We start from the raw sequence: 20381 nt of genomic DNA on the forward strand, positions 1-20381 counted from the left end.
GGCTGGTCGCTGTTGCCGCCGTCTTTCCTGAGTTCATCGCCCGCGAAGACACCGGCCAGCGAGGGACTGGCTGTCAAGGAAGCGAGCGCAGGGTGGGTGCGGCCCGCAGCCAAAGGCGAGGACACGGCCCTGCGCGCCTTGACGGCCAGGCACTGCGGGCTACGGTCGCGGGTTCAGTGATGAAGGAAGGGAAAGACGGACAACCGGTCAACGGCCATAGATCACCGAGGATGCGACGAACCCACGCCGCGCGGCGAGCGCCACTGCGTGCCGAAGGCACGCCTGGCTGGAGGTGAGCAAAGCGCACAGCGCGAAATCGGCACCATGAACAAGCCGATCAGGCATCGCCTGTTCGGCGGTATTGCGGGGCGCCAAGCCTGCGCGGCGGGGTGGGCTGCAAGCCGACCCCTGGAGGCAAACGCAGTGCGCAGTCTTTCCCCAACACCAAGGGCGAAGCAAAAGGGGGCGATACCCCCTTGGGTCACATCAGCCCGCGCTCCGCCATCGACAGGATGTCGTTGCCCGCCACGATCAGGTGGTCCAGTACCCGCACATCCACCAGCGCCAGTGCAGCCTTGAGCGTCTGCGTCAGCATCTCGTCGGCCCGCGACGGTTGGGTCGAACCGCTCGGGTGGTTGTGCACCAGCAACAAGGCGGCCGAATTGTGTTTCATGGATTCCTTGACTACCTCACGCGGATAAACCGATGTCTGGCTCACCGTACCGCGAAACATTTCGACGTACTCGATGACGCGGTTCTGCGAATCCAGATGCACCACCGCGAACACCTCATGCTCCAGCGCCCCCAGCTTGACCCGCAGGAAGTCGCGCACCGCCTGCGGCGAGGCCAGCACGTCACTGCCCCGCACCCGGCTCAGCAACACCTGCTGCGCGGCCTGCAGCACCTCGTCTGCATCAACCTGACGGTAGTCGCCCGCAACGTCACGAACGAGAAGGACAGAAGAATTGGAAGAATCGAAGGAAGCGAAAGAAGAAAAGAGATCGTGTGACATGGTCAGCTCCGTGCATCGGGCGGGATTGCCCGAGACCGGCAGCAGCACGGCGCAGCGCAGTTGTCACAGGTTCAAAGACGGCCGCCAGGACGCAAGCGCACAAGGTGCGCGCAGACCTTGACAGCGAGAACGCCGTGGTACGGTAAAGGGAACAGCAAGCCAGCCCCCCCCCCCCCCGCCAATCTCCCCCGGCAAGCGCAGCGCGCAGGCCCATCGGGCCGGAGGCGTGAGGGATCAAAGCCGGATGGCCGCGACTCGATACGAGGCGCGGGGCAACGCCCAAGAGCCCGACGGCGCTATCGCGCCGGGACGCATAATGTTTCTATCTGCAACCACGAACATTGCTATAAGCAAATTCGGCGGTCAGATATTGAGCACGTTCGGAAGAAATAAAACAATGCCAACAAGTGGAGGAGCCTCATGTCGATACTGCAGGAAATACTGGTTTGGACACAGGGGTTGCCCCTGTGGCAAAGTGATGCCGTGGCGCGCTTGCTGGCCAAGCAGACTTTGACGGCGGAAGACCAAGACGATCTTTTCGCGCTGCTCAAGGCCACGCATGGCATTTCCGATCCCAAGGACCGCAAGCCCAAACCGCTAACGGCAGACCAAATCCCGGCGCCAGTCAAGGTAGCGACGCACGTCGAGCTGCGCGCCATGAAGAACATGCTGCACGTCAACGCGATTGCCGAAAACCAGCGCCTGCCGTTCGGCGCTTCCGGAATAACCGTCATCTACGGCGACAACGGCTCGGGCAAGTCGGGATACTCGCGTGTGCTCAAGCGCGCTTGCCGTGCTCGCGACCAGATGGAAGCAATCCATCCCAACGCCAACCTGCCGACAGGCAAGGCAGGCGTTCCAGAGGCCTCCTTCGAGATTGCCGTCAACGGTGTAGCGCGGGACGTGCATTGGACCAACGGCAAGGCGGCACCACCCGAGCTGTCGTCCCTTGCGATCTTCGACTCGCGCTGTGCTCGTGCCTATCTTGACAGTGAGGACGATTTTTCCTACGTACCCTACGGGCTCGATGTGTTTGAGGGACTGGCGAAGGTCTGCAAGCAGTTGAAGGCTCTGATCGACACCGAGTATGCGCAGTCTGCACCAGACCTCACGGCGTTTGCACTGTTGCAGGGCGATACACCCGTCGGCAAATTGATTCAAACCCTGTCTGCCAGGACGACAAAGGTCCAGATAGAGGAGCTGGCCACGCTGACGCCGGAAGGTCTGGTTAATCATGCCGAACTGGGCCAGAGCCTGAAAGAGAACAACCCGAAGGAGAAAGCCACACAATTGCGTCTGCGCGCCCGCCGTGTCGCTGCCGTCGCGACGAATGCAACCAACAAAGAAGCGCTGGTGGATCAGGCAGTAGTCGCCAAGCTGCGTGGCCTGGCAGATGCCTATCGTACGGCGAAGGCTGCGGCCGCGCTCGCAGCCGAACAGTTCAAGGAATGCGAGAACCTGCTGCCCGGTACTGGCGGCGAGGCATGGCGTGATCTGTTCGATGCCGCCCGCAAATTCGCAGTCGAATCCCACCCGGACAAGGTATTTCCCGAATTGGGCGCGGACGTGCCTTGCCCCCTGTGCCAGCAGCCACTCGACGAAGGCGCCGCTCGCCTGCTGCGCTTCGAGGCGTTCATCCAGCAGGAAGCGGAGAAAACTTCCCAAGCGCGTCGTGCCGCCCTGTACGCCGAGTACAAGCCGTTCATTGCACAGGTCCTGACGCTAAATCTCGACGATGTGACCCACGGAGAGATAGAGGTTCTGGATTCACAACTCGCCGCCGATGTCAAGGCCTTCGAGCTGGCGCTGGCCGCCCGCCAGGAAGCCCTCAAGGCGGCGGTTATTTCACACCAGTGGGACGGCACCGATCAGGCCTTAATTAGCCCGGCGGCGCGGCTCCAAGCGCTGGCCGACAAGCTGAATGCAGAGGCTACGACCCTCGAAAAAGCGTCAGATGAGAAAGCCCGCGCCGCACTTCAAAAGCAGTTCGATGAACTTGATGCGCGGGTGCGACTGAGTCAGGTCAAGGATGCGGTGGTCACAGCGGTGAGACGACTTATCCGTCAGGCCAGGCTCTCGCAATGCATGTCGGCTATCAAAACCAACTCCATTTCGCTGAAGGCATCAGAGCTTGCCGAAAAAGTGGTCTCCAAGGAACTGGCCGACGCGCTCAATCGCGAATTCAAGGCACTGGGCGTTGGTACGCTTCGCGTTTCACTCCAGAGCCGCTCTGACAGGGGCAAGGCCTTGCACAAACTGAAGTTGGAACTGCCGCAGAGCCGCAGTCCTGTCGAAATCCTGAGCGAGGGCGAGCAGCGCGCGGTCGCTATTGGCTCTTTCCTGGCAGAAGTCGGGCTGAACGGCGGCAAGGACGGCATCGTGTTCGACGACCCGGTGTCGTCGCTCGATCATCGCCGCCGCGAACGCGTGGCGAAGCGCCTGGCGGTCGAAGCTGCACAGCGTCAAGTCGTCGTGTTCACCCATGACATTTATTTCCTTTGTCTCCTGGCAGAGGAGGCAAAGCTGGCTGGCGTGCCGGTTGCCACGCAGAGCCTGACCCGCCGTGCCGAAGGGTTCGGGGTTGCAGATCCAGACCTGCCGTTCGAAGGTAAAAATGCTAGCAAGCGAATCGGCGCCTTGAAGGCCCAGCACCAAGCCATCGCCAAGCTACACAAGGATGGCGAAGAACAGGAGCACCGCAAGCAAACCGTCGAGGCCTATTTTCGATTGCGCATGACGTGGGAGCGCGCTGTCGAGGAGGTGCTGCTGCGTGAGGTCATTCTGCGATTCCGTAAAGGCGTGGAAACACAGCGACTTGCCGGAGTCGTGGTCGAAGACGACGACTATGCCCAAGTAAACGCGGGCATGACGAAATGCTCGAACTACGCGCACGACAAGGCGTTCGTAGGTGGTGTCGCAGTCCCCGAACCCGACGAACTGCTCGCCGACATCATGGCGTTGGAAACCTGGCGTGCGCAGATCGACAAGCGCAGCGGGGAGACAGCCAAGAAGCGCAAGGCTGGGCCGACCGTTGCGGCATCTGCCGCGATGGCGGCACCTTAAATCGCTCGCCTCAGCGAGGCTCCGGACACGCTCATAGCACCGTGGTGTCCGTCCTTTGCGTGCGGTCCAGTTTTCGATGAATGAGCGACACCAGCGTCAGGATGTCGAGGGCATCCTGCTCGGACATTGGCCAGTTATTTTAGGGCGCGTGAGCAAGCGGATTGCGCACGGCACCGAAAAGGCCCGTGAGTAGATGGGCGAAGCCCTTTTGCTCGCTCTTTTCAGATTCGGTAGCGAGTGAGCCAAGAACCAGGATTGGGTTCTGCGTCGAGAAGGCCCGGTTCACCAGTTCAGAGCCATCCGTGGTGAGGCCCGGCAACGAGCGGATGCGTTCGGCAACACCTTTGGTCGATTCGAAGACGGCGTGAAAGTAGTTTTCGTCCAACAGTTCGGCGCGACAGTAGTGGAGCACTTCGGCGTGGACGTTGCGATTTTCCAGTGCGGCCTTCAGCCGACCGGCACGGGCGCGGGCTTCGTCCAACGTCGTGGCCTTGTCGGCATAGCCCACTCTGCCATCGTCCCGCACGAAAAATCCGGAAAAGGCGAGCACCACATTCAGCTCATCGCGCCGCCACCGGAAGGCGCCAGGATCACGGGCGTAGTTGACCGGCTCCATTGCGAGGTTGATGAGCAGGATCAGGTGGTTGCCGATCTGGTGCTTGTTCTGCGCTTCGGCCAGCGCGTTGAACAGGCGTTTCCATTTGGTAATGCCAGGAGACACATCGACGATCTTGATTTCCTGCAGCAATCGCTCGATTTGCGTTCCCGTCAGACCTCGGTCGGTATCCGCAAGCACGCGACAGGCGGCCTCCTGAAGGGAGTTGAGATAAACAAACCCAAAACGGCGCGATAAATTGGGATTTAGTGGCCCGTATCGGCCTACAGTGGGATACGCCGGTGTAACGGCGTTGCAATGGGTGAAATTAAGAAACCGCCTCTGCTTGGCGGATAAGTGACTCAATCAGCGAAGCGGGGACCGCCGTTTTGATGACCACCACTTCACCTGTGATCCGGTCCACCACAGTCACCACAGTGTGCTCTTCGGCGCTAGCGAGCATCTGATCTCGGGCGTTGAGCTTCGACAGCATCCTATGGACAGCGGAGCGAGAGATGTCCAAGTCCTCAGAATCAATTAGCGCCGCCCGGATATCGTCGATGGATTTGTGGCGGTGGGCCCGCATCAACGCTAGGGCCTTGGCCTGTTTCTCCGGTTCGAGTGACTTAAATGCAGATTTGCGGCCCATCGCCTATACCTCTTCAACTTCGGCGTGGCCGAACGCATCCATCTGACCAGGCGCAGCTTCTGCAGCGCGTTGTGCCTTGATTCTCGCATTGATGCGGTTGACGAGCTTGCGCATGCCACGAGGGGTCATACCAAATTGGCGAGCAAGCTGGTCGTAGTTGTCGCCCTGGAACAGGCTCAGGACCTCCAGTTCCTTGAGGGTCAGCTTGTAGAAGGCGTCCTTGGGGAACGACACCACCTGGCCTGCCCAGTAGGTGCTGAGGTAGTCCACCAAGAAAGCCGCCACCAACGCTGCAGTGTCTGCGGCCACGCCCATGTCCGACAGCTGGCGGGCGACCACGTCTTGCAGCTCGGCGAGCAGCTCGTGCCGCTTGAGCAGAGCGCGTGCGCTTTCAGTGGCCATTGGTTTCCTCCGCAGGCTTTAAAGCGGCCAAGTCGGCCAACACCGGCCGCCCAAGGACCTGCATCAGGGCTTCCCATGCCCACCAGTGCATGTCGAAGCCCTGGCCACGGTGTAGGCATAGCTGGGCGTACTCCACACGCTCGATCTGTACCGCTGAAAGCGGATTGGCCTGGTGCAACTGCACTACCTCCCGGCGCAACGCCATCACTGCGTCCGGCAGGAAGCGCATAGCCCACTTCTTGAGGGTCTCGATCAAGGTGTCCGTGACGCTGCCACGCACCCAGCGAAGGTCATCTACCTTGGCAATCCGCTTGACGTAAGCAGCCAAGGCCCGTTCGGACGGATCGTTCACCACGCCAAGCGCATGCAGGAACAACCACAGCGCCCGCACCTTGCTGGCGTCAGGGTTGATGGTCTGCGACCGGTCGCCAGCCTTTGGACGCACTTGGAAGCCCTTGGTCTTGAGGTGCTCCAGCACATCCACCATCCCTGGAACGCCCATAGTCGTCAGTGACGCGGACTTTCCAACAGACAGCAGGATGGACCGATAAGTCGGCTCATCCAGGCCGTGCTTCTGGCCGAGTTCGCGCTTCGCCACATGGATCAGCTTGATCAGCGTGGCGCGGCGATTGTTGGCGGGGATTTTGGCGGTGGTCATAAACGGTGCTCCAGGTGGCTCACCAGAGCCCCCAGGACGGGGACTCCAGAAAGCCGACTGGATCAGTTCAGTGCATCCTTGAACGCCTTGCCGGCCGAGAACTTGGGTGCCTTGCTCGCCTGGATTTGCACCGGGTCGCCCGTGCGCGGGTTGCGGCCGGTGCGCGCCGCGCGCTTGGTGACGGTGAACGAGCCAAAGCCCACCAGCGTCACAGCGCCACCCTTCTTCAGGGTGGACTTGATGGCCTCGGTGGCCGCGTCCAGGGCAGTGCCTGCGGCGGTCTTGGAAATGCCGGCCTGGTTGGCCATACGTTCGATCAATTCGGACTTGTTCATGGTTTCTTGCTAGTGTTCTGTCCTGCAAATAAATGGCATTAGTCTTGCATGCCGGTGCAGTATCTTTGGAACGGAGATACCGCGATGAGAACAGGCAGACCGAAATCTGAATTGGTACTGAGTGACGACGAGCGATCTCAATTGCAGTCGTTTGCGCGCAGCCGCTCGTTGCCGGCGGCATTGAGCAGCCGGGCGCGCATTGTTCTTAGCAGCGCAGAGGGCGAGCCCAACAACGCGATCGCCGCGCGGTTGCAATTGACTAACGCCACCGTGGGAAAGTGGCGCTCGCGCTTCATTGAGCGGCGCATCGCCGGTCTGTACGATGACATTCGCCCCGGTGCTCCACGCACCATCGACGATGAGCGGATCGCGGAGTTGATCAACACCACGCTGCACACCAAGCCGGTAAATGGCTCGTCGCACTGGAGCGTGCGCGGCGTGGCCGCAGAGACGGGCATCTCCAAGTCCAGCGTGCAACGCTACTTCCAGCTTTTTGGACTGCAGCCGCATCGCACCGAGGGCTTCAAACTGTCCAATGATCCGTTCTTCGTGGAGAAGTTGCGCGACGTGGTGGGTCTGTACCTGAGCCCCCCGGACAACGCCTTGGTCATCTGCGTGGACGAGAAAAGCCAATGCCAGGCGCTGGAGCGCACGCAGCCGATGCTGCCCATGGGCTTTGGCTACGCCGAAGGTGTCACACACGACTACAAGCGCCATGGCACCACAACGCTGTTTGCCGCGTTGAACGTACTCAACGGCGCGGTGCTGGCCAGTTGCAAACCGCGCCATCGGCATCAGGAGTTCCTGTCGTTTCTGCGCGAGATCGAGACCGCTGTGCCGCCCGAGCTCGACATCCATTGCATCGTAGATAACTACGCCACGCACAGTCACCCGAAGATCAAGGCTTGGCTGGCCACCCGGCCGCGCTGGCACATGCACTTCATTCCGACCTACAGCTCCTGGCTGAATCAGGTTGAGCGCTTCTTTGCACTGATCACCGACAAGGCCATCCGGCGCGGATCGTTCACCAGCGTCAAGCAGCTCGTGCAGTGCATCGATCAGTTCGTCGCTCACCACAACGCCAACAGCCAGCCGTTCAAATGGACGGCCACCGCAGATTCGATTCTTGAGAAGTTGCATCGACTTTGCTCACGTATCAGCGGGACAGGACACTAGTGTGGTGTCTCAAAAGTAATCATCAAATAATGGTACTCGCTGCCCGCGCCACAGATGCCAAGATGGTGTCCGCACTTTTATGCCACACGAACGGCTTGGGATCCTCGTTGTGACGATCAATGTATTCCCGTATGGATTGCTCCAGCTGAGCAACGCTGGTGTGGGCGCTGCGCTTGATCCACTGCTCGCTGATCTGGCTAAAGAAACGCTCGACCAGATTGAGCCAGGACGCTGAGGTGGGCGTGAAGTGAACGTGGTAGCGAGGATGGGCTGCTAGCCAGGCCCGCACTGCCTGCGTCTTGTGCGTGCCGTAGTTGTCCATGATCAGGTGGATGTCTTGTTCGCCAGGCACCGCTGCATCGATGGCTTTGAGGAACTGCAGGAATTCCACACTGCGGTGACGGCGCTTGAGCTGTCCTATGACTTTGCCAGTGGCCACATCCAGCGCTGCAAACAGCGACGTTGTGCCATGGCGCTTGTAATCGTGCGTGCGCGTGCTGGGTTTGCCAAACGTCAGTGGTAACCCTGGTTGGGTGCGATCCAGAGCCTGGATCTGGCTCTTCTCGTCCACGCACAGCACCAAGGCGCGATCGGGTGGTGCCATATACAGCCCCACCACATCCCGTACCTTGTCCACGAAATGGGGATCCGTCGATAGCTTGAAGGTTTCTTGCAGGTGCGGCTTCAGCCCAAAGGCATGCCAGATGCGCTGCACCGTCGCGGGCGATACGCCAGCGTGCCGACTCATCTGGCGCACGCTCCAGTGCGTGGCGTTGTCAGGCTTGCTCTGGCGAACCTTGTCCACAATGAGCTGAACCTGCTCGTCGCCCACACTGCGCGGGCGGCCAGCGCGCGGGGCATCGGTCAAACCCGCCAGACGATACGCCCGGTAGCGCCGCCGCCACTTGGAGACAGTTTGCACCGTCGTGCCCAAGCGTTGGGCAATCATGGTGCCCGACTCCCCATCTGCGCAGCCCAGCACGATTCGCATGCGCAGCTTCTCGTCCTCGGGCGCTTTGCGTACGCGCAGTCGCGCATGCAGCTCTGCGCGCTCGGCATCGGTGATCTGCAGCTTCGTGGCGGGGCGTCCAGGGTGGGCCATCAGCGTAGTCTCCTATAAGGAAGCTGATTCGACCAACACCGGTCAAAATAGTTCTATCTATTTTTGAGACACCACACTAGATTGAGATTGAGAAATTCCGGTGATAACGGTCACCGGGGCCGGGGATTTATCGAGCGCTGGCTCACTTTCTTGACTGTTTTTGAGTCAGCTGCGCCGTGCAAAGCAAACACATAGTTCCCGTGGCTATCAATGCCGTTGGGCCTCAACGTGCCATTGCTGGCCAGCTTCAGGGCCTCTGCCTGGTTGATCGCCAGGTCCTGGCTGCGTTGAACAATGAAAAACCGGTGAGTGCGCGGGCTGCACTTGAGCGCGCCACCTGCCTTCAGTGTGGGAACAATGGGGACGCAACTGCTCATGCCGCACCGCCTTCCTCGTCGCTGTCATCGTTGACCGTCACTTTGAAAGGCAAGGTGCCCAACTCCATCAACGTGACTTCAATCCCGATTTTGAAGAACTTGGCTTCGCGATCAGTAAGAGGAAAACCCTCGTCGTCGTCGCCCAGCTTGAGCAAGGTTCCTTCCTTGGAAGCCTCTTGGACGTCACGCAAATTGCTCACCTTCTTGCTATGCCACGCGGTGAGCATTTCAACGAAATCACCCAATTCGTCGTTCATGCTGCGCTCCCTTCCTTACGCTCCACCAGAGCCAGGGGATAGCGGATGTTGTCTACCGAGGTGGAATCGCCCATGGAGCGGTAGTGCACCGTGTCGCCAGCGCGCAGCCGGTCGTAGCCCAACACGTACTTGCCTTTCCAGACAAAACCTTGGAACGGCTCACAGCCAATCACCTTGCCCTTGGCGTCCAGTTCCCAGCGCAGGAAATCCTGGCCGAAGTCGGTGAAGTGCAGCACGGTAGCGACCTTGTCGAAATAGCGCAGGCGGCGCTGCACCGCTGCCGCGACGGTCTTCTGCAGGCCGGGTAGCTTGAGGGCTGCCTCGCACTGCGCGCGGTCGAACCATGCAACAGCCCGAATACGGTCCTCGGCCACGCCGTAGTAGGTCTGGGTGCCACCGTGAACTCCGGCCTTGAACGGGTTGATTTCTTCCACGCTCATACCGCCACCATGTCCAGCGAGATAGGCGCATAGCGGTCTGAGTCACCCACGCGCTCGTAGAACCGCACGTACTGCTTGGTGCCGATCACCTGCACAGATTCGCCGATGGCCTTCATGGCGTTCTGCCAGCGCTCGTCGGTGATCTCCAGGCGACGCAGCGCCAGAATGCGGCCCACGTTGACGTTGCCCTCCTTGTCGGTCTGGAACGCCTGCTGTACCAACACCATGATCTCGGGGCGACTGCCCTGGGACCATTCGGTGATGCACTCGTCCACCAGGGCCTTGGCGGCTTGCAGACGCTCGTCGAATGTCACGTTCTCTGCCGTGGCGATCTGCAGCTTGAAGGCGCCGTCGTAGGTGTGCAGCGTGATGTTGCCTTTGGCCCCGCCGCGCTTTACACCGTACTGCTCGGCACTCAGTTCGGCGAATGCGGCCACGTCCCCGAAGATCTTGGTCTTGCTCGCCACCAGGCGGGCATTCAGGTCCTTGGCAATGGCCACCAGCTCGCGCACCAGGCGGTCGCGTTCCTGGTCCACGGGCTTGACCAGGTCGAGGGGGACAAGATGGCCTTGCGCGTTGCGCATGTAGCCATCGGGAACTTTGGGTTGATCCATGAGGATCTCCTTTCAGTGAACGGCGGAAGATCCGCCAAGGGTGGGAGGGTTGGACAAGGCGGCGGACTTCTGCATCAGCTCACCCGCGTACGCAGCCATTGCCACGGCCACTTGACCTACCGCATCGGGCGGCAACTGCAAAGCCGTGAATCGATGGACTCGGCAGAGCGCCTCCAGGAGCACAAACGGGTATTGAGGCCCTTCAAGGGCCTTGACGATCTGGCTGGCCAGATCGTTGGCCTGCTGGTGAAACTGCGCCCGCTGTTCAGGCGTCGGTTCAGTGGTTTTAGGCATGGGCTTCTCCTGATCAGCACCGAAAGCCACGGCTCTCAATGCTCATGTGGTTGAGGGCACCGGCCCGAACGGGCGCGGCAGGTATCGCGGTCCAGACCGGTGCTCGCATCCGGTCGTACTGAGCAGCGGGCACCACATTGGTGGGCCGTGCATGGGGCTTGGGCTTGTTGAGCGAGCCCAAGGGGCGGCCAATTGGCGCGCGGGTAGCGTGGTTGCTCATGGACGGCCCCTCTTTCCCAGCAGCTCAGCCACCTTGGCGCGCACGTCCGAGGGCATCGGTGCGGCCTTCTGGCTGCGCGCGTCGATCTCGGCCAAGGCAGGCTCCTTGCCCGCATATGCCACCTGCAGGGCCTCGCCAATGGGCAGCGTCTGCCCGCGCACCTGCACCGTGTCGCGTTGCGGAACAACGCGGCGGTCCTGCTCGCGCTGCGCCTCCTGCTCGGCCTCGGTCCTGTCGGACTTGCGCAGCAGCACGCTATATAGATAGGCATTGCCGTTCTTCAAAGGCACTTCAAGCGATCCCTTGTCCACGGCGGCAAACACCGCCGCAAAGGCACCCTTCCAGTCCTCCGCGCTGACCATCCAGTTGCGCCCGCTGCGCTCAATGGCACTGCGCTGCATATCCGGCACCAGCTCCGCGAGCAGCGCAGCAACCTTCTCCATGCGCAGGCGCTGCTTGGCAGGCTTGTGCAAGCGCAGGTAACGCACCACAAGGCCACCAAGCGGGAGCGACATGGTCACCACATCGGCGATCAGCCGGCGCACCGTGTCGTCATCGATCATGCGGTGCAGAACGGAGTCCAGCGACTCCTCCGCACCACAGGTCTGGCATGCGTTGACAAACTCAGCCATCAGAGCAGCCCTCCGGATTGGCGCGCGGCGGGCTTGGGCGCTGGTGCACGCTGCAACTCGCTGCGAAAGCCCAGGCACATCTGCTGCCCTAGCTCCATACCGGCCATGTGCACGCGGTCCAGCTGCACATCGGCAACGTCGCGCTGCGAAACCACAAAAACCAGGGCGAACACCCGTGACCGCAGCGCCTTCATGCGCTGGGTGCTGCTGCTGGCCATGAACATCAACCGGCCCACGCATTCCACCCTGCGCTTCCTGCTGCAGGTGGTGCGCGGCGAATACGATGACGCCACCGAAATGCAGGTGCGCCGTGAGCTGGACTATCTGGAAAGCCGCGACCTGGTCAAGGTGTTCACCGACCCGTTGGGCCAGGTCAGCGCAGACCTCACGCGCCATGGCATCGACATCGCTGAATACACGGTGGACGTGGAGCCGGGCATTGCCCGCCCACCGAAGGTGTGACGTCCATGGGCCGAAAAAGCAGCATTGACCGGCTGGACGCGGAGATCAAGGCCTACATCCAGGCCATGCTCGCCCTGGGCAGCATGACACTCGATGAACTGATCGCCGACCTGCAGGCCCGCTACCCAGCCGCAGCCACGGCGGGAGACCTGCCGAGCCGCTCGGCGGTGGGGCGCTATGGCCAGAAGCTGGAGCGGCGCCTTTCCGCCATCCGCGCCAGCACCGAAGCCGCCAAGATGATCCAGGCCCACGCGGGCGACGACAAGGACGCCCGCAGCGAGGCTCTCACGGCCATGGTGCAGACCGAGCTATTCGAGGCCATCCTGGCGTTGCAAGAGGCCGACGAGATCGGTGAGGACGGCGAAAAGCCCGACCCTGGCGAGCGCGTGGCCCTGCTCAGCAAGGCCGCCAAGAACATTGCCACCCTGACCAGGTCGAGCATCAACCTCAAAGAATTCCAGGCCAAGGTCGAAGAGGCCACGCGGAAGAAGCTGCTGGCCGAGCAGCAGGCCAACCTGGAGCAGATCGCCAAAGCCCAGGGCATGGGGCAAGAGCAGCTTGATTTCTGGATGAAAAACTTCCTGGGCATCAAGTAAATGGCCTCCGTCATCCAGCCCCTTGCCTCAACGCTGCGCGTCCTTGAGTGGGACGACCTGCCCGCCACCGTGCGCAGCATCCCGGCCAACCTCAATCTGTTAACCTCCTGGGCCTGGCCAGCAATGCCAGCAGCCTGTACTCCGCAGCCACGGGCAACGGCATTTTGGGCAATGCGGTCAGCACGGTGGGCGGCTGGCTGGGCTTTGGCGGTGCTGCGGCCAGCGGCCTTGGCCTGACGGCCGCAGCTGGTGCCGGCACCACGCTGGCCGCCGCAGGCACCGGCCTGGGCCTCACGGGCGGGCTGGGCGCCGGGTACGGCCTGGCCGCTGGCGGCGGCCTGGGTATCACCGCAGGCAGCGCCGGCGCCGGTGCCATCGGCGCCGGCCTTGGCACGAGCGCGGCCGCAGGCGGCACCGCTGCCGCAGCTGGCACGGGCCTGAGCGGCGCGCTGGCGGCGATCCCCGGCTGGGGCTGGGCGCTCGCCGGTGTCGCTGTGCTGGGCTCCATGCTCAGCAAGCCTTCCACGCCGCACATGGGGGCGCTTGCCGAATACAGCGCGAGCACGGGCCTGAAGACCGGCGACGGCTACCAGTCCGGTAGTTATGGGACGGGCTTTGGCGGCGTTGCAATGAACGCCGAGACCGAAAAGCTCACGGCCGGCATGGCCCAAAGCATCGTCGGCATCCTCGATGGCACGGCCGCCGCGTTTGGCAAGCAGGTCGGGTTCTCCGCCGCAACAGCGTTCGCGGACGATACGTCCAAGGACGGCGCCTGGGGCGGCCTGCGCATCGCGCTGGGCGGCCTGGACATCGTCAACTGGAACGACGACCGCACCAGCCGCTGGGCGCCGAAAGAGTTCGCAGACGGCGAAGCCGGCATGAAGCAGTACCAAGCCACTGCGGCTCTGGGCGTGCGCGATGCGCTGTATGCGATTGACCTGCCCGGCTGGGCCGACAACGCACTGGCCGCCCTGGGCGAGGCGCCCTCGGTCGAGGGGCTTGCCGCGGCTGTCACGCAGATCAATGCGGTGCAGGCTGCATTGCAGCGCATTGGCATGGCCATGCCGCAGATCGCCGCCATGTCCGACGCGGCCATCACCGCGCTGATCAACGCAGCGGGCGGCGCCGACGTCCTGGCCGGAGGCCTGGCCAGCTTCTACGCGAACTATTTTTCAGAAGCCGAGAAGACAACGGTGGCCACGCGCATGGTCACAGACGAGCTGGCCACGCTTGGCTACGCCATGCCCAGCTCGCGCGACGAGTTCCGCGCCTGGGTCGAGAGCGCCATCGATGCGGGCGAATCGGGTGCCAAGAGCGCTGCGGGCCTGTTGCGCCTCGAAGGCGCAGTCGCTGCCGTCCTGCCTGCGACCGAAAATGCGGCCGATGCGATAGACAGCCTTGCCGGTGCACTGGAGCGCGAGCAGCAAGAGCGCAAGACGCTGGCCAGCCTGGCGCAAGACCAGCACGGCCTGTGGGCCGACCTGGCTGAAGCCCAGGGCGACCACGCCACCGCTGCGCAGCGCCGGTACTGGATCGAGACCGCAGGCATGACAGCGGCAGAGCAGGCGGCATACGATTACAACCAAAGCATCCGCGAACAGATCGCAGCTGCAAACGACGCTGCCGCTGCGGTGCAACGCGCATCGAGCGCGATGTCGAGCCTTGGCGACACCCGCTTTGACCTCGAAAACGAATTGCTGACTCTCTCGGGCAACACCAGCAAAGTCGCCCGCCGGCAGCGCGAGCGCGATCTCGCCGAGATGAGCGCTGGTCTGGATGCCGAGCAGGCCGCAAAGATCACCGCTGCATACGACTACAACGTGGCTCTGCGCGAGCAGATCAAGGCCCAGCAAGATGCCCAGGCAGCGGCCGAGGCCGCAGCCCAGGCGCAGGCCCAGGCATCGCAGCAAGCGGCCCAGGCCGCCCAGCAGCTCACGGCCGCCTGGCAGGGCATCACCGACTCAATCTTCGACGAGGTCAAGCGCATCCGGGGCATCACGTCCGGCAACACCGCAGCGAGCCTGGCCGGCGCGCAGTCCGAATTCGCCATTGCGACGGCCCAGGCCAGAGCGGGCGACCAGGAAGCCGCCAAGCGCCTGCCCGAGCTGAGCCGCGCCATGCTGTCGCTGGCCGAGTCCAGCGCGGCCAGCCTGCTCGACCTACGCCGCATCCAGGGCCGAACCGCAGCCAGCCTGGCGCAGACGGGCGGCGGCCTGGCTCAGTCCTACGGGCTCAAGGTGCCGGCGTTCGACGTGGGGACGAACTATGTCCCGCACGACATGCTGGCAATGATCCACAAGGGCGAGGCCATCGTGCCCGAGCGCTTCAACCCTGCGGCCTTCGGTCTGCAGCAGGCCGCGCTCGATCCGCGCGCCGTGCAACTGCTGGGGCAAATCTTCGACGTCCTGCAGAGCATGCAGGCCGAAACCCGGTCCACAGCCGTCAGCAGCGCCTCCGTCGCCAAGGCACTGACGCGGGTCATGACCCCGGCGCGCGATGCGCTGCGCACCCAAGAAAAGGTCTCGGCATGAAGGTGCTCAAGCCCATTGCGCTCACCGACGCGATGATCGTCTCCAACTCGATCCCGCCCGACACGCGGCCTGCCTGGGTGTCCGGTGCCAACTATGCCCAAGGCGCCGAATGCGTGTACCAGCACCGCGCATACGAGCGCCTGGGCGCCGGCGCGGGCGTCAAGACGCCCGACATCGATGTCGACTACTGGCTCGACCTGGGGCCGACCAACGACCGGGCGATGTTCGACAACGTGATCGGCACCGTGAGCCACGGCGACTCGCCGCTCACGCTGGTGCTGCAGCCCGGCGGCGTGGGAGGCGTGGGCTTCGTCGAGGTCTCGGGACGCGAGATCGAAGTGACGCTGACCGACCGACCCGGCCCCGGTGCCACCCAGGTCTACCACCGCAAGATCGATCTGGACGGCACGCCGATTTTCAGCGTCTACGACTGGTTTTTTGCCGAATACGAACCCCTGCGCGACGTGGTGCTGACGGACCTGCCAGAGCACTGGCGCAGCGGCGAGCTGACGATCAAGGTCACGGCCACCAGCGGCCAGGCGAGCATTGGCGTGTGCAAGCCCTGCCGGGTGCTCGACGTGGGCGGCACGCGCTGGGGCGCGCGGGTCTCCATCCTCGACTTCGGGGAAAAAACCCGCGACAAATGGGGCAACTACAGCTACCGCCCCGGCGAGTGAGCCAAGACGGGCTCGTTCGAGGTCGAGTTGCCAACGGCCCGGTTTTCTGCGGTGTACCGCGCCCTCGCGCAGCTGCGCGGCCAGCCTATTTTTGTAGTCGGCGCCGACGGGCTGCGCGGCTACGAGCCCCTCATTGGCTACGGCATCTACAAGGACTTCTCCATCGCCGTGCCGTATGCCAAAACTGTTCTCTGCTCGCTTGACTATGAAGGACTCACCTGATGGCCGCCATCGCCCCATTGCCGTCGATTGACCGCACCTCACCGGATTTCCGGGACGATCTCGATGCGTACTTTTTAACGGAGCTGCCGCGCTTCGGCGTACAGCTCGAAAGCGCGCGCCTGGAGGTGCTGGACGCCGAGCGGTCGGCCGATGAAAGCGCCGGCACCGCCACCGATGCTGCAGCCATAGCCAGCGCCGCCGCCCAGGCCGCCACCGGCAATGCCGCCACCATAGCCGCGCTGGCCGGTGCCGCGCTGTGGACGCCCGGCACCTACGCCGCAGGCAGTGCGCGCTACAGCCCGGTCACCCAGCGCGTCTACCGCGCCCGCGTCGACCACACCGGGGCCATCGACCCCAGCGCCGACCCGGTGCACTGGGCCGTGGTCTACGCCGGCATGCCACTCGTGCCCGCGGCCGACACGCTGGTGCCCGCCCAGGCCGGGCTGCACTACGTGCTGCTGGCCGAGGCCGCGACCACGCTCGTGCTGCCCGCCGAGCCTGGCGCGGGCGATGTGGTCGCCGTCACCACCACCAACGGCCTGGAGACCAACGTGATCGCCTGCGCGGGCCAACCTGTCATGGGCGTGGCCGAAGACATGGTGCTCGACATCGCGATGCAGACCCTGCGTCTGCAGTGGATCGAGGCGCCCGGAATTTCAACCTGGAGGATCGTTTAAATGAGCGCGCTGTCTGACTTTCAACCCTCGGGGCGCCTGCCCGCTGGCGCCTTGCTGCCGGCGATGGCCGCCGACCCCAAGCTGCTGGCCAAGGGCTGGGCGACCTTGGACGGTTCGCTGGTCTCGCGCGCCTTGTACCCCGATGCCAAGAGCGTGGTGGGCGATGTGCGGTTTTTCGACGGTACGCCGCTGGTGGCGGACACCGCGATGGCGCCGCCAGCGGGCGCCACCACATCCGCTGGCTCTTCCAAGACCGTTGCGATCGGCAGCACGTTCATCGTTGCGCCGATCATCAGCTATACCGCAAGCGGCACCACGATGCGCCTGTGGCGCTCTACCGATGCCGGCGCCAACTGGTCCACGGTGGACGTCAATGCAGGCGCTGGTACTCAGGTCAGTGCCGTGGCACTGGAATGGTTTGGCGCTGGCCGCTTGCTGATGGTTGTGCGCGCATGGAACTCAAGCACAGGTTCCTTCTCGCATGCGATTGTTTTTTCCAACGATCTGGGGGCAACCTGGAGCGCGCCGCAGATAGTGGGAAATGGCTACGATCTGAGCAGCATCACCGTGACTGCCGACGCGCAGATGCTGGCCTCTGGCACAGGCTACTACTACGTTGGCGCGACGATGAGCTCGACGCCTGGCCAAGGCGTGCTCTACGCGCTCAACCCGCTGACCAACACGGTCAAGACCTATAACATGGGGCCCGATGGCGCCAGCTTTGGCAACTGCATCGTGCTCGGCGGCCGGGTCACGGGTGCCGGCACCAGCGAGATCCTGCTGGCAAGGTATGTCAGCAGTGTGCTCACGCCGCTCAAGCTGACGTTCGACGGCGCGGCGTTCACCACGGGCGTGGCTGGCGTGGCCTACAGCGCCAGCTACTTCCCGCCGGTGGCTGGCGGGCGCAGCTACCTGACCCGGGGTGGCGACGGCAATGACTATCTGGCCATGGCCACGGGCGCGGTCTACCGCATGCCGGCCAGCTGGAGCGGCACTCCCGTGCAGATCCACACCGGGCTGACCGACGCAGGCACGCGCCTCATCAGCAACACGCTGAGCAACCCGCTGACCGGCCTGGGCTTCGACCTCGCGACCGGCGCCGAGACCCGGCTGTCTGGTGCCAACGCCGGCGCATCGAAGATCGGCGCGCAATACGGCTTGGCGGCAAAAGACTGGACCATCGCCCCGGCCACAGACAAGGTGCCCAGCGCAAACCGGCACTTCATGCAGATCGCCAGCCAGGCTGGGTCTTTCGCGGTGCGCAGCACGCGCTGCGCGAGCAACTTCATGGGCGGCTTTGCGGGCACGGCAGACGCCGGTCGATTCATGACCTACTCCGCAGGCCCGGATATCCGCTGGTACGACCCGGACACGGGTGTCTGCAAGACCGTGCAAATGGTCAACACGGCCGGCAGCAACTACAGCCTGCGCGTCTCAAGCTACGCCCCCGCCCAGGACTACGCCAACTACGTGCACATGCCCTACCTGCCGGGCCTGGTTTGCCGCATCAAGTAAGGAGCCGACCGCATGCCCACCCTCTACCAAATCGGCGCCGCAGGCTACTGGACCGGCGCCACGCAAACCGTCGCCAGCGCGGCCAACGTGCCCTCGGGCTGGACGGCCCGGCCCGTGCCCCAGGACGTGCCGGAAGGCCACTATGTGCGCCTCACGCTGGCAGGCTGGGAGACCACTGCGGAGCCGGCGCCCGAGGCCCTGATCGCCGAGCCCCAGGCTGTGCCCGAGCTGCGGCGCATCACCAAGCGGGCCTTCCGCAGCCGCTTCACCAAGCCCGAGCGCACAGCCATCGAATGGGCTGCCGTGGACCGCCCAGAGCTGACCACCGAGCAGCGCATGCAGGCCGCCGCGCTGCGCTCCGACCTCAAGGACCAGGAGCAGGCGACCTACATTGACTTGGACGATCCAGACGTCGAGTTGGGCGTGCAGACCCTGGAGGCCATCGGTTTGCTGGATGCGGGACGCACCCTGGAAATCATCAATGCCCCGGTGCAGTCCGAGGAGCTGCCATGAGCTGGGCCCTGAACATCGCCATCGCGCTCGACCAGTTGGCCAACGTGCTGCTGGCAGGCGCGCCCGACGAAACGCTGTCGTCGCGCGCACACCGCATGCGCGTCAAGGGGCACCGCTATTGGGGCTGGACCGCCAACGCCATCGACCGGCTGTTCTTCTGGCAGCCGGGCCACTGCGAGCGGGCCTGGCGTTCCGAGCTGCTGCGCCTGCAGCAGCCACCAAGCCTTCGGGTGGATGAGCACTAAATAAAAGACGGGCGACCTGACCAGGCGCGCGAACGCCTGGCCAAACCCCAACCTGCAGATCGAGCCTGCAAGCCGACAAGGCCCGCCACCCTGTACAGAGTGCGGCGAGTCTAGCGGAAGTTACAACCAGCGTAACGGGCTTGCAAATGGAAGAAATACGGTGCGGCGCCTGCCGCCGCAAACTGGGTGAGGGTGAATACACCCGCCTGGTCATCAAGTGCCCCCGCTGTGGGGCCATCAATTCGCTGAGGGCCGAGAGCTCCATCCCAGAGCGCCATGGAGCGTCAAACACCACTGGACCCCACCATGGCTCCCATCATTCCCTGGATCGGCGGCAAACGCCGCCTCGCCGAGCTGCTCCTGAGCCGCTTCCCGCCCCATAGCTGCTACGTCGAGGTCTTCGCGGGCGGTGCGGCCGTGTTCTTTGCCCGCCACCCGGCCGAGGTCGAGGTGCTGAACGACGTCAACGGCGACCTGGTCAACCTCTACCGGGTCGTCACGCATCACCTGGAAGAGTTCGTGCGCCAGTTCAAATGGGCGATCTCTTCGCGCCAGGTGTTCAAGTGGCTGCAGGAGACCCGACCCGAGACGCTGACCGACGTGCAGCGCGCGGCGCGCTTCTTCTACCTGCAGCAGGAGTCGTTCGGCGGCCGCGTGTCTGGCCAGACCTGGGGCACCGCCACCACAGCCCCGTCGATCAACCTCTTGCGGATCGAAGAAAACCTGAGTGCCGCCCACCTGCGCCTGGCTGGCGGTACCTATATAGAGCAGCTCGACTGGGTGGCCTGCGTCGACCGCTACGACCGCCCGCACACCTTGTTCTATTTGGACCCGCCTTACTGGGAGACCGAGGGCTATGGTGTTCCGTTCCCCTGGGAGCAGTACGAGCTGATGGCCGCCAAGCTCAAGACGATCAAGGGCAAGGCCGTCATCAGCATCAACGACCACCCGGCGATCCGGGAGTGCTTTGCAGGCTACGACATGGAGTCGCTCAAGATCGACTACACGGTCGGCGGTGGTGCAAACCGGGTCGAGCGCGGCGAGCTGGTGATCTACAACTGGGACCGCCAAGCCGAACCGGCCGGGTTGTTCTGATATCTGTAATTCGCTTGCGCCT

Annotated in this window: 27 protein-coding genes; 13 read left to right on the forward strand and 14 right to left on the reverse strand. The window is 63.4% G+C overall.

Annotated features, from left to right (window positions below):
- Nucleotides 1-481 precede the first annotated feature (481 nt).
- Nucleotides 482-1012, reverse strand: a complete 531-nt coding sequence (radC, locus tag ACZ5YA_RS19010) for a RadC family protein (RefSeq protein ID WP_086913970.1) — start codon at nucleotides 1010-1012, stop codon at nucleotides 482-484.
- 420 nt (nucleotides 1013-1432) lie between these two features.
- Between radC and ACZ5YA_RS19015 the strand changes: the two genes are divergently transcribed.
- Nucleotides 1433-4075 (forward strand): AAA family ATPase, encoded by a 2643-nt coding sequence (locus tag ACZ5YA_RS19015; RefSeq protein ID WP_086911685.1) that lies wholly within the window; start codon nucleotides 1433-1435, stop codon nucleotides 4073-4075.
- Between the two features lie 139 nt (nucleotides 4076-4214).
- On the opposite strand, the gene ACZ5YA_RS19020 is transcribed toward ACZ5YA_RS19015, so the two are convergent.
- The 5 genes from ACZ5YA_RS19020 to ACZ5YA_RS19040 all read right to left on the reverse strand — a co-directional run bounded on the left by ACZ5YA_RS19020 (nucleotide 4215) and on the right by ACZ5YA_RS19040 (nucleotide 6714).
- Complete coding sequence (locus ACZ5YA_RS19020; RefSeq protein WP_236748654.1) at nucleotides 4215-4871, reverse strand: TIGR02391 family protein; 657 nt, start codon at nucleotides 4869-4871, stop codon at nucleotides 4215-4217.
- Nucleotides 4872-4998: 127 nt separating this feature from the next.
- Nucleotides 4999-5319, reverse strand: coding sequence for a DUF3486 family protein (locus ACZ5YA_RS19025; protein WP_086911684.1), 321 nt, complete (start codon nucleotides 5317-5319; stop codon nucleotides 4999-5001).
- Between the two features lie 3 nt (nucleotides 5320-5322).
- Nucleotides 5323-5721, reverse strand: coding sequence for a Mor transcription activator family protein (locus tag ACZ5YA_RS19030; RefSeq protein ID WP_086911683.1), 399 nt, complete (start codon nucleotides 5719-5721; stop codon nucleotides 5323-5325).
- A complete protein-coding gene (locus ACZ5YA_RS19035; protein WP_086911682.1) occupies nucleotides 5711-6379 on the reverse strand; it encodes a gp16 family protein in 669 nt (222 codons plus the stop codon). The genes ACZ5YA_RS19030 and ACZ5YA_RS19035 overlap by 11 nt, the downstream gene beginning before the upstream one ends.
- Before the next feature lie 62 nt (nucleotides 6380-6441).
- Complete coding sequence (locus tag ACZ5YA_RS19040; protein WP_086911681.1) at nucleotides 6442-6714, reverse strand: HU family DNA-binding protein; 273 nt, start codon at nucleotides 6712-6714, stop codon at nucleotides 6442-6444.
- Nucleotides 6715-6798: 84 nt separating this feature from the next.
- On the opposite strand from ACZ5YA_RS19040, the gene ACZ5YA_RS19045 reads away from it, so the two are divergent.
- Nucleotides 6799-7890 (forward strand): IS630 family transposase, encoded by a 1092-nt coding sequence (locus ACZ5YA_RS19045; protein ID WP_464091079.1) that lies wholly within the window; start codon nucleotides 6799-6801, stop codon nucleotides 7888-7890.
- Nucleotides 7891-7912: 22 nt separating this feature from the next.
- On the opposite strand, the gene ACZ5YA_RS19050 is transcribed toward ACZ5YA_RS19045, so the two are convergent.
- From ACZ5YA_RS19050 to ACZ5YA_RS19085, 8 genes are all read right to left on the reverse strand, one after another.
- Nucleotides 7913-8992, reverse strand: coding sequence for an IS630 family transposase (locus ACZ5YA_RS19050; protein WP_005801445.1), 1080 nt, complete (start codon nucleotides 8990-8992; stop codon nucleotides 7913-7915).
- A 110-nt stretch (nucleotides 8993-9102) separates the two neighbouring features.
- Nucleotides 9103-9369, reverse strand: coding sequence for a hypothetical protein (locus tag ACZ5YA_RS19055; protein WP_464091080.1), 267 nt, complete (start codon nucleotides 9367-9369; stop codon nucleotides 9103-9105).
- The gene (locus ACZ5YA_RS19060; protein WP_086911680.1) at nucleotides 9366-9626 is read right to left on the reverse strand and encodes a hypothetical protein; all 261 of its coding nucleotides are present in this window, start codon (nucleotides 9624-9626) and stop codon (nucleotides 9366-9368) included. Before ACZ5YA_RS19060 ends, ACZ5YA_RS19055 begins: the two co-directional genes overlap by 4 nt.
- A complete protein-coding gene (locus tag ACZ5YA_RS19065; RefSeq protein WP_086911679.1) occupies nucleotides 9623-10066 on the reverse strand; it encodes a hypothetical protein in 444 nt (147 codons plus the stop codon). Before ACZ5YA_RS19065 ends, ACZ5YA_RS19060 begins: the two co-directional genes overlap by 4 nt.
- A complete protein-coding gene (locus ACZ5YA_RS19070; protein WP_086911678.1) occupies nucleotides 10063-10680 on the reverse strand; it encodes a DUF3164 family protein in 618 nt (205 codons plus the stop codon). The genes ACZ5YA_RS19065 and ACZ5YA_RS19070 overlap by 4 nt, the downstream gene beginning before the upstream one ends.
- 12 nt (nucleotides 10681-10692) lie before the next feature.
- On the reverse strand, nucleotides 10693-10974 hold the full coding sequence (locus tag ACZ5YA_RS19075) for a hypothetical protein (protein WP_086911677.1): 282 nt from the start codon (nucleotides 10972-10974) through the stop codon (nucleotides 10693-10695).
- A gap of 216 nt (nucleotides 10975-11190) precedes the next feature.
- Nucleotides 11191-11826 (reverse strand): hypothetical protein, encoded by a 636-nt coding sequence (locus ACZ5YA_RS19080; protein WP_086911676.1) that lies wholly within the window; start codon nucleotides 11824-11826, stop codon nucleotides 11191-11193.
- Nucleotides 11826-12020 carry a hypothetical protein gene (locus tag ACZ5YA_RS19085; RefSeq protein ID WP_094122659.1) on the reverse strand — a complete coding sequence of 65 codons (195 nt, stop codon included), beginning with the start codon at nucleotides 12018-12020 and terminating at the stop codon, nucleotides 11826-11828. Before ACZ5YA_RS19085 ends, ACZ5YA_RS19080 begins: the two co-directional genes overlap by 1 nt.
- Between ACZ5YA_RS19085 and ACZ5YA_RS19090 the strand changes: the two genes are divergently transcribed.
- The 11 genes from ACZ5YA_RS19090 (at nucleotide 12019) to ACZ5YA_RS19140 (ending at nucleotide 20359) form a co-directional block, all read left to right on the forward strand.
- Nucleotides 12019-12288, forward strand: coding sequence for a hypothetical protein (locus tag ACZ5YA_RS19090; RefSeq protein WP_086911674.1), 270 nt, complete (start codon nucleotides 12019-12021; stop codon nucleotides 12286-12288). The genes ACZ5YA_RS19085 and ACZ5YA_RS19090 overlap by 2 nt on opposite strands.
- Before the next feature lie 5 nt (nucleotides 12289-12293).
- Nucleotides 12294-12884: a phage protein Gp27 family protein gene (locus tag ACZ5YA_RS19095; RefSeq protein ID WP_086911673.1), complete on the forward strand. Its 591-nt coding sequence runs from the start codon at nucleotides 12294-12296 to the stop codon at nucleotides 12882-12884.
- Between the two features lie 47 nt (nucleotides 12885-12931).
- Nucleotides 12932-15415 (forward strand): hypothetical protein, encoded by a 2484-nt coding sequence (locus tag ACZ5YA_RS19100; protein WP_464091081.1) that lies wholly within the window; start codon nucleotides 12932-12934, stop codon nucleotides 15413-15415.
- On the forward strand, nucleotides 15412-16092 hold the full coding sequence (locus ACZ5YA_RS19105; protein WP_086911671.1) for a hypothetical protein: 681 nt from the start codon (nucleotides 15412-15414) through the stop codon (nucleotides 16090-16092). Before ACZ5YA_RS19100 ends, ACZ5YA_RS19105 begins: the two co-directional genes overlap by 4 nt.
- 51 nt (nucleotides 16093-16143) lie before the next feature.
- Nucleotides 16144-16314: a hypothetical protein gene (locus ACZ5YA_RS19110; RefSeq protein ID WP_157896543.1), complete on the forward strand. Its 171-nt coding sequence runs from the start codon at nucleotides 16144-16146 to the stop codon at nucleotides 16312-16314.
- Nucleotides 16314-16991, forward strand: a complete 678-nt coding sequence (locus tag ACZ5YA_RS19115) for a hypothetical protein (protein WP_086911670.1) — start codon at nucleotides 16314-16316, stop codon at nucleotides 16989-16991. Before ACZ5YA_RS19110 ends, ACZ5YA_RS19115 begins: the two co-directional genes overlap by 1 nt.
- The gene (locus ACZ5YA_RS19120; RefSeq protein WP_086911669.1) at nucleotides 16992-18506 is read left to right on the forward strand and encodes a sialidase family protein; all 1515 of its coding nucleotides are present in this window, start codon (nucleotides 16992-16994) and stop codon (nucleotides 18504-18506) included.
- Between the two features lie 12 nt (nucleotides 18507-18518).
- The gene (locus tag ACZ5YA_RS19125; RefSeq protein WP_086911668.1) at nucleotides 18519-19019 is read left to right on the forward strand and encodes a hypothetical protein; all 501 of its coding nucleotides are present in this window, start codon (nucleotides 18519-18521) and stop codon (nucleotides 19017-19019) included.
- Nucleotides 19016-19264, forward strand: coding sequence for a hypothetical protein (locus tag ACZ5YA_RS19130; RefSeq protein WP_086911667.1), 249 nt, complete (start codon nucleotides 19016-19018; stop codon nucleotides 19262-19264). Before ACZ5YA_RS19125 ends, ACZ5YA_RS19130 begins: the two co-directional genes overlap by 4 nt.
- A 146-nt stretch (nucleotides 19265-19410) precedes the next feature.
- Nucleotides 19411-19647, forward strand: coding sequence for a Com family DNA-binding transcriptional regulator (locus ACZ5YA_RS19135; protein WP_086911666.1), 237 nt, complete (start codon nucleotides 19411-19413; stop codon nucleotides 19645-19647).
- Nucleotides 19571-20359, forward strand: coding sequence for a DNA adenine methylase (locus tag ACZ5YA_RS19140; RefSeq protein WP_086911665.1), 789 nt, complete (start codon nucleotides 19571-19573; stop codon nucleotides 20357-20359). Before ACZ5YA_RS19135 ends, ACZ5YA_RS19140 begins: the two co-directional genes overlap by 77 nt.
- The last annotated feature ends 22 nt before the right edge of the window (nucleotides 20360-20381 follow it).

This window comes from Achromobacter sp. JCM 18799 (assembly GCF_055395645.1).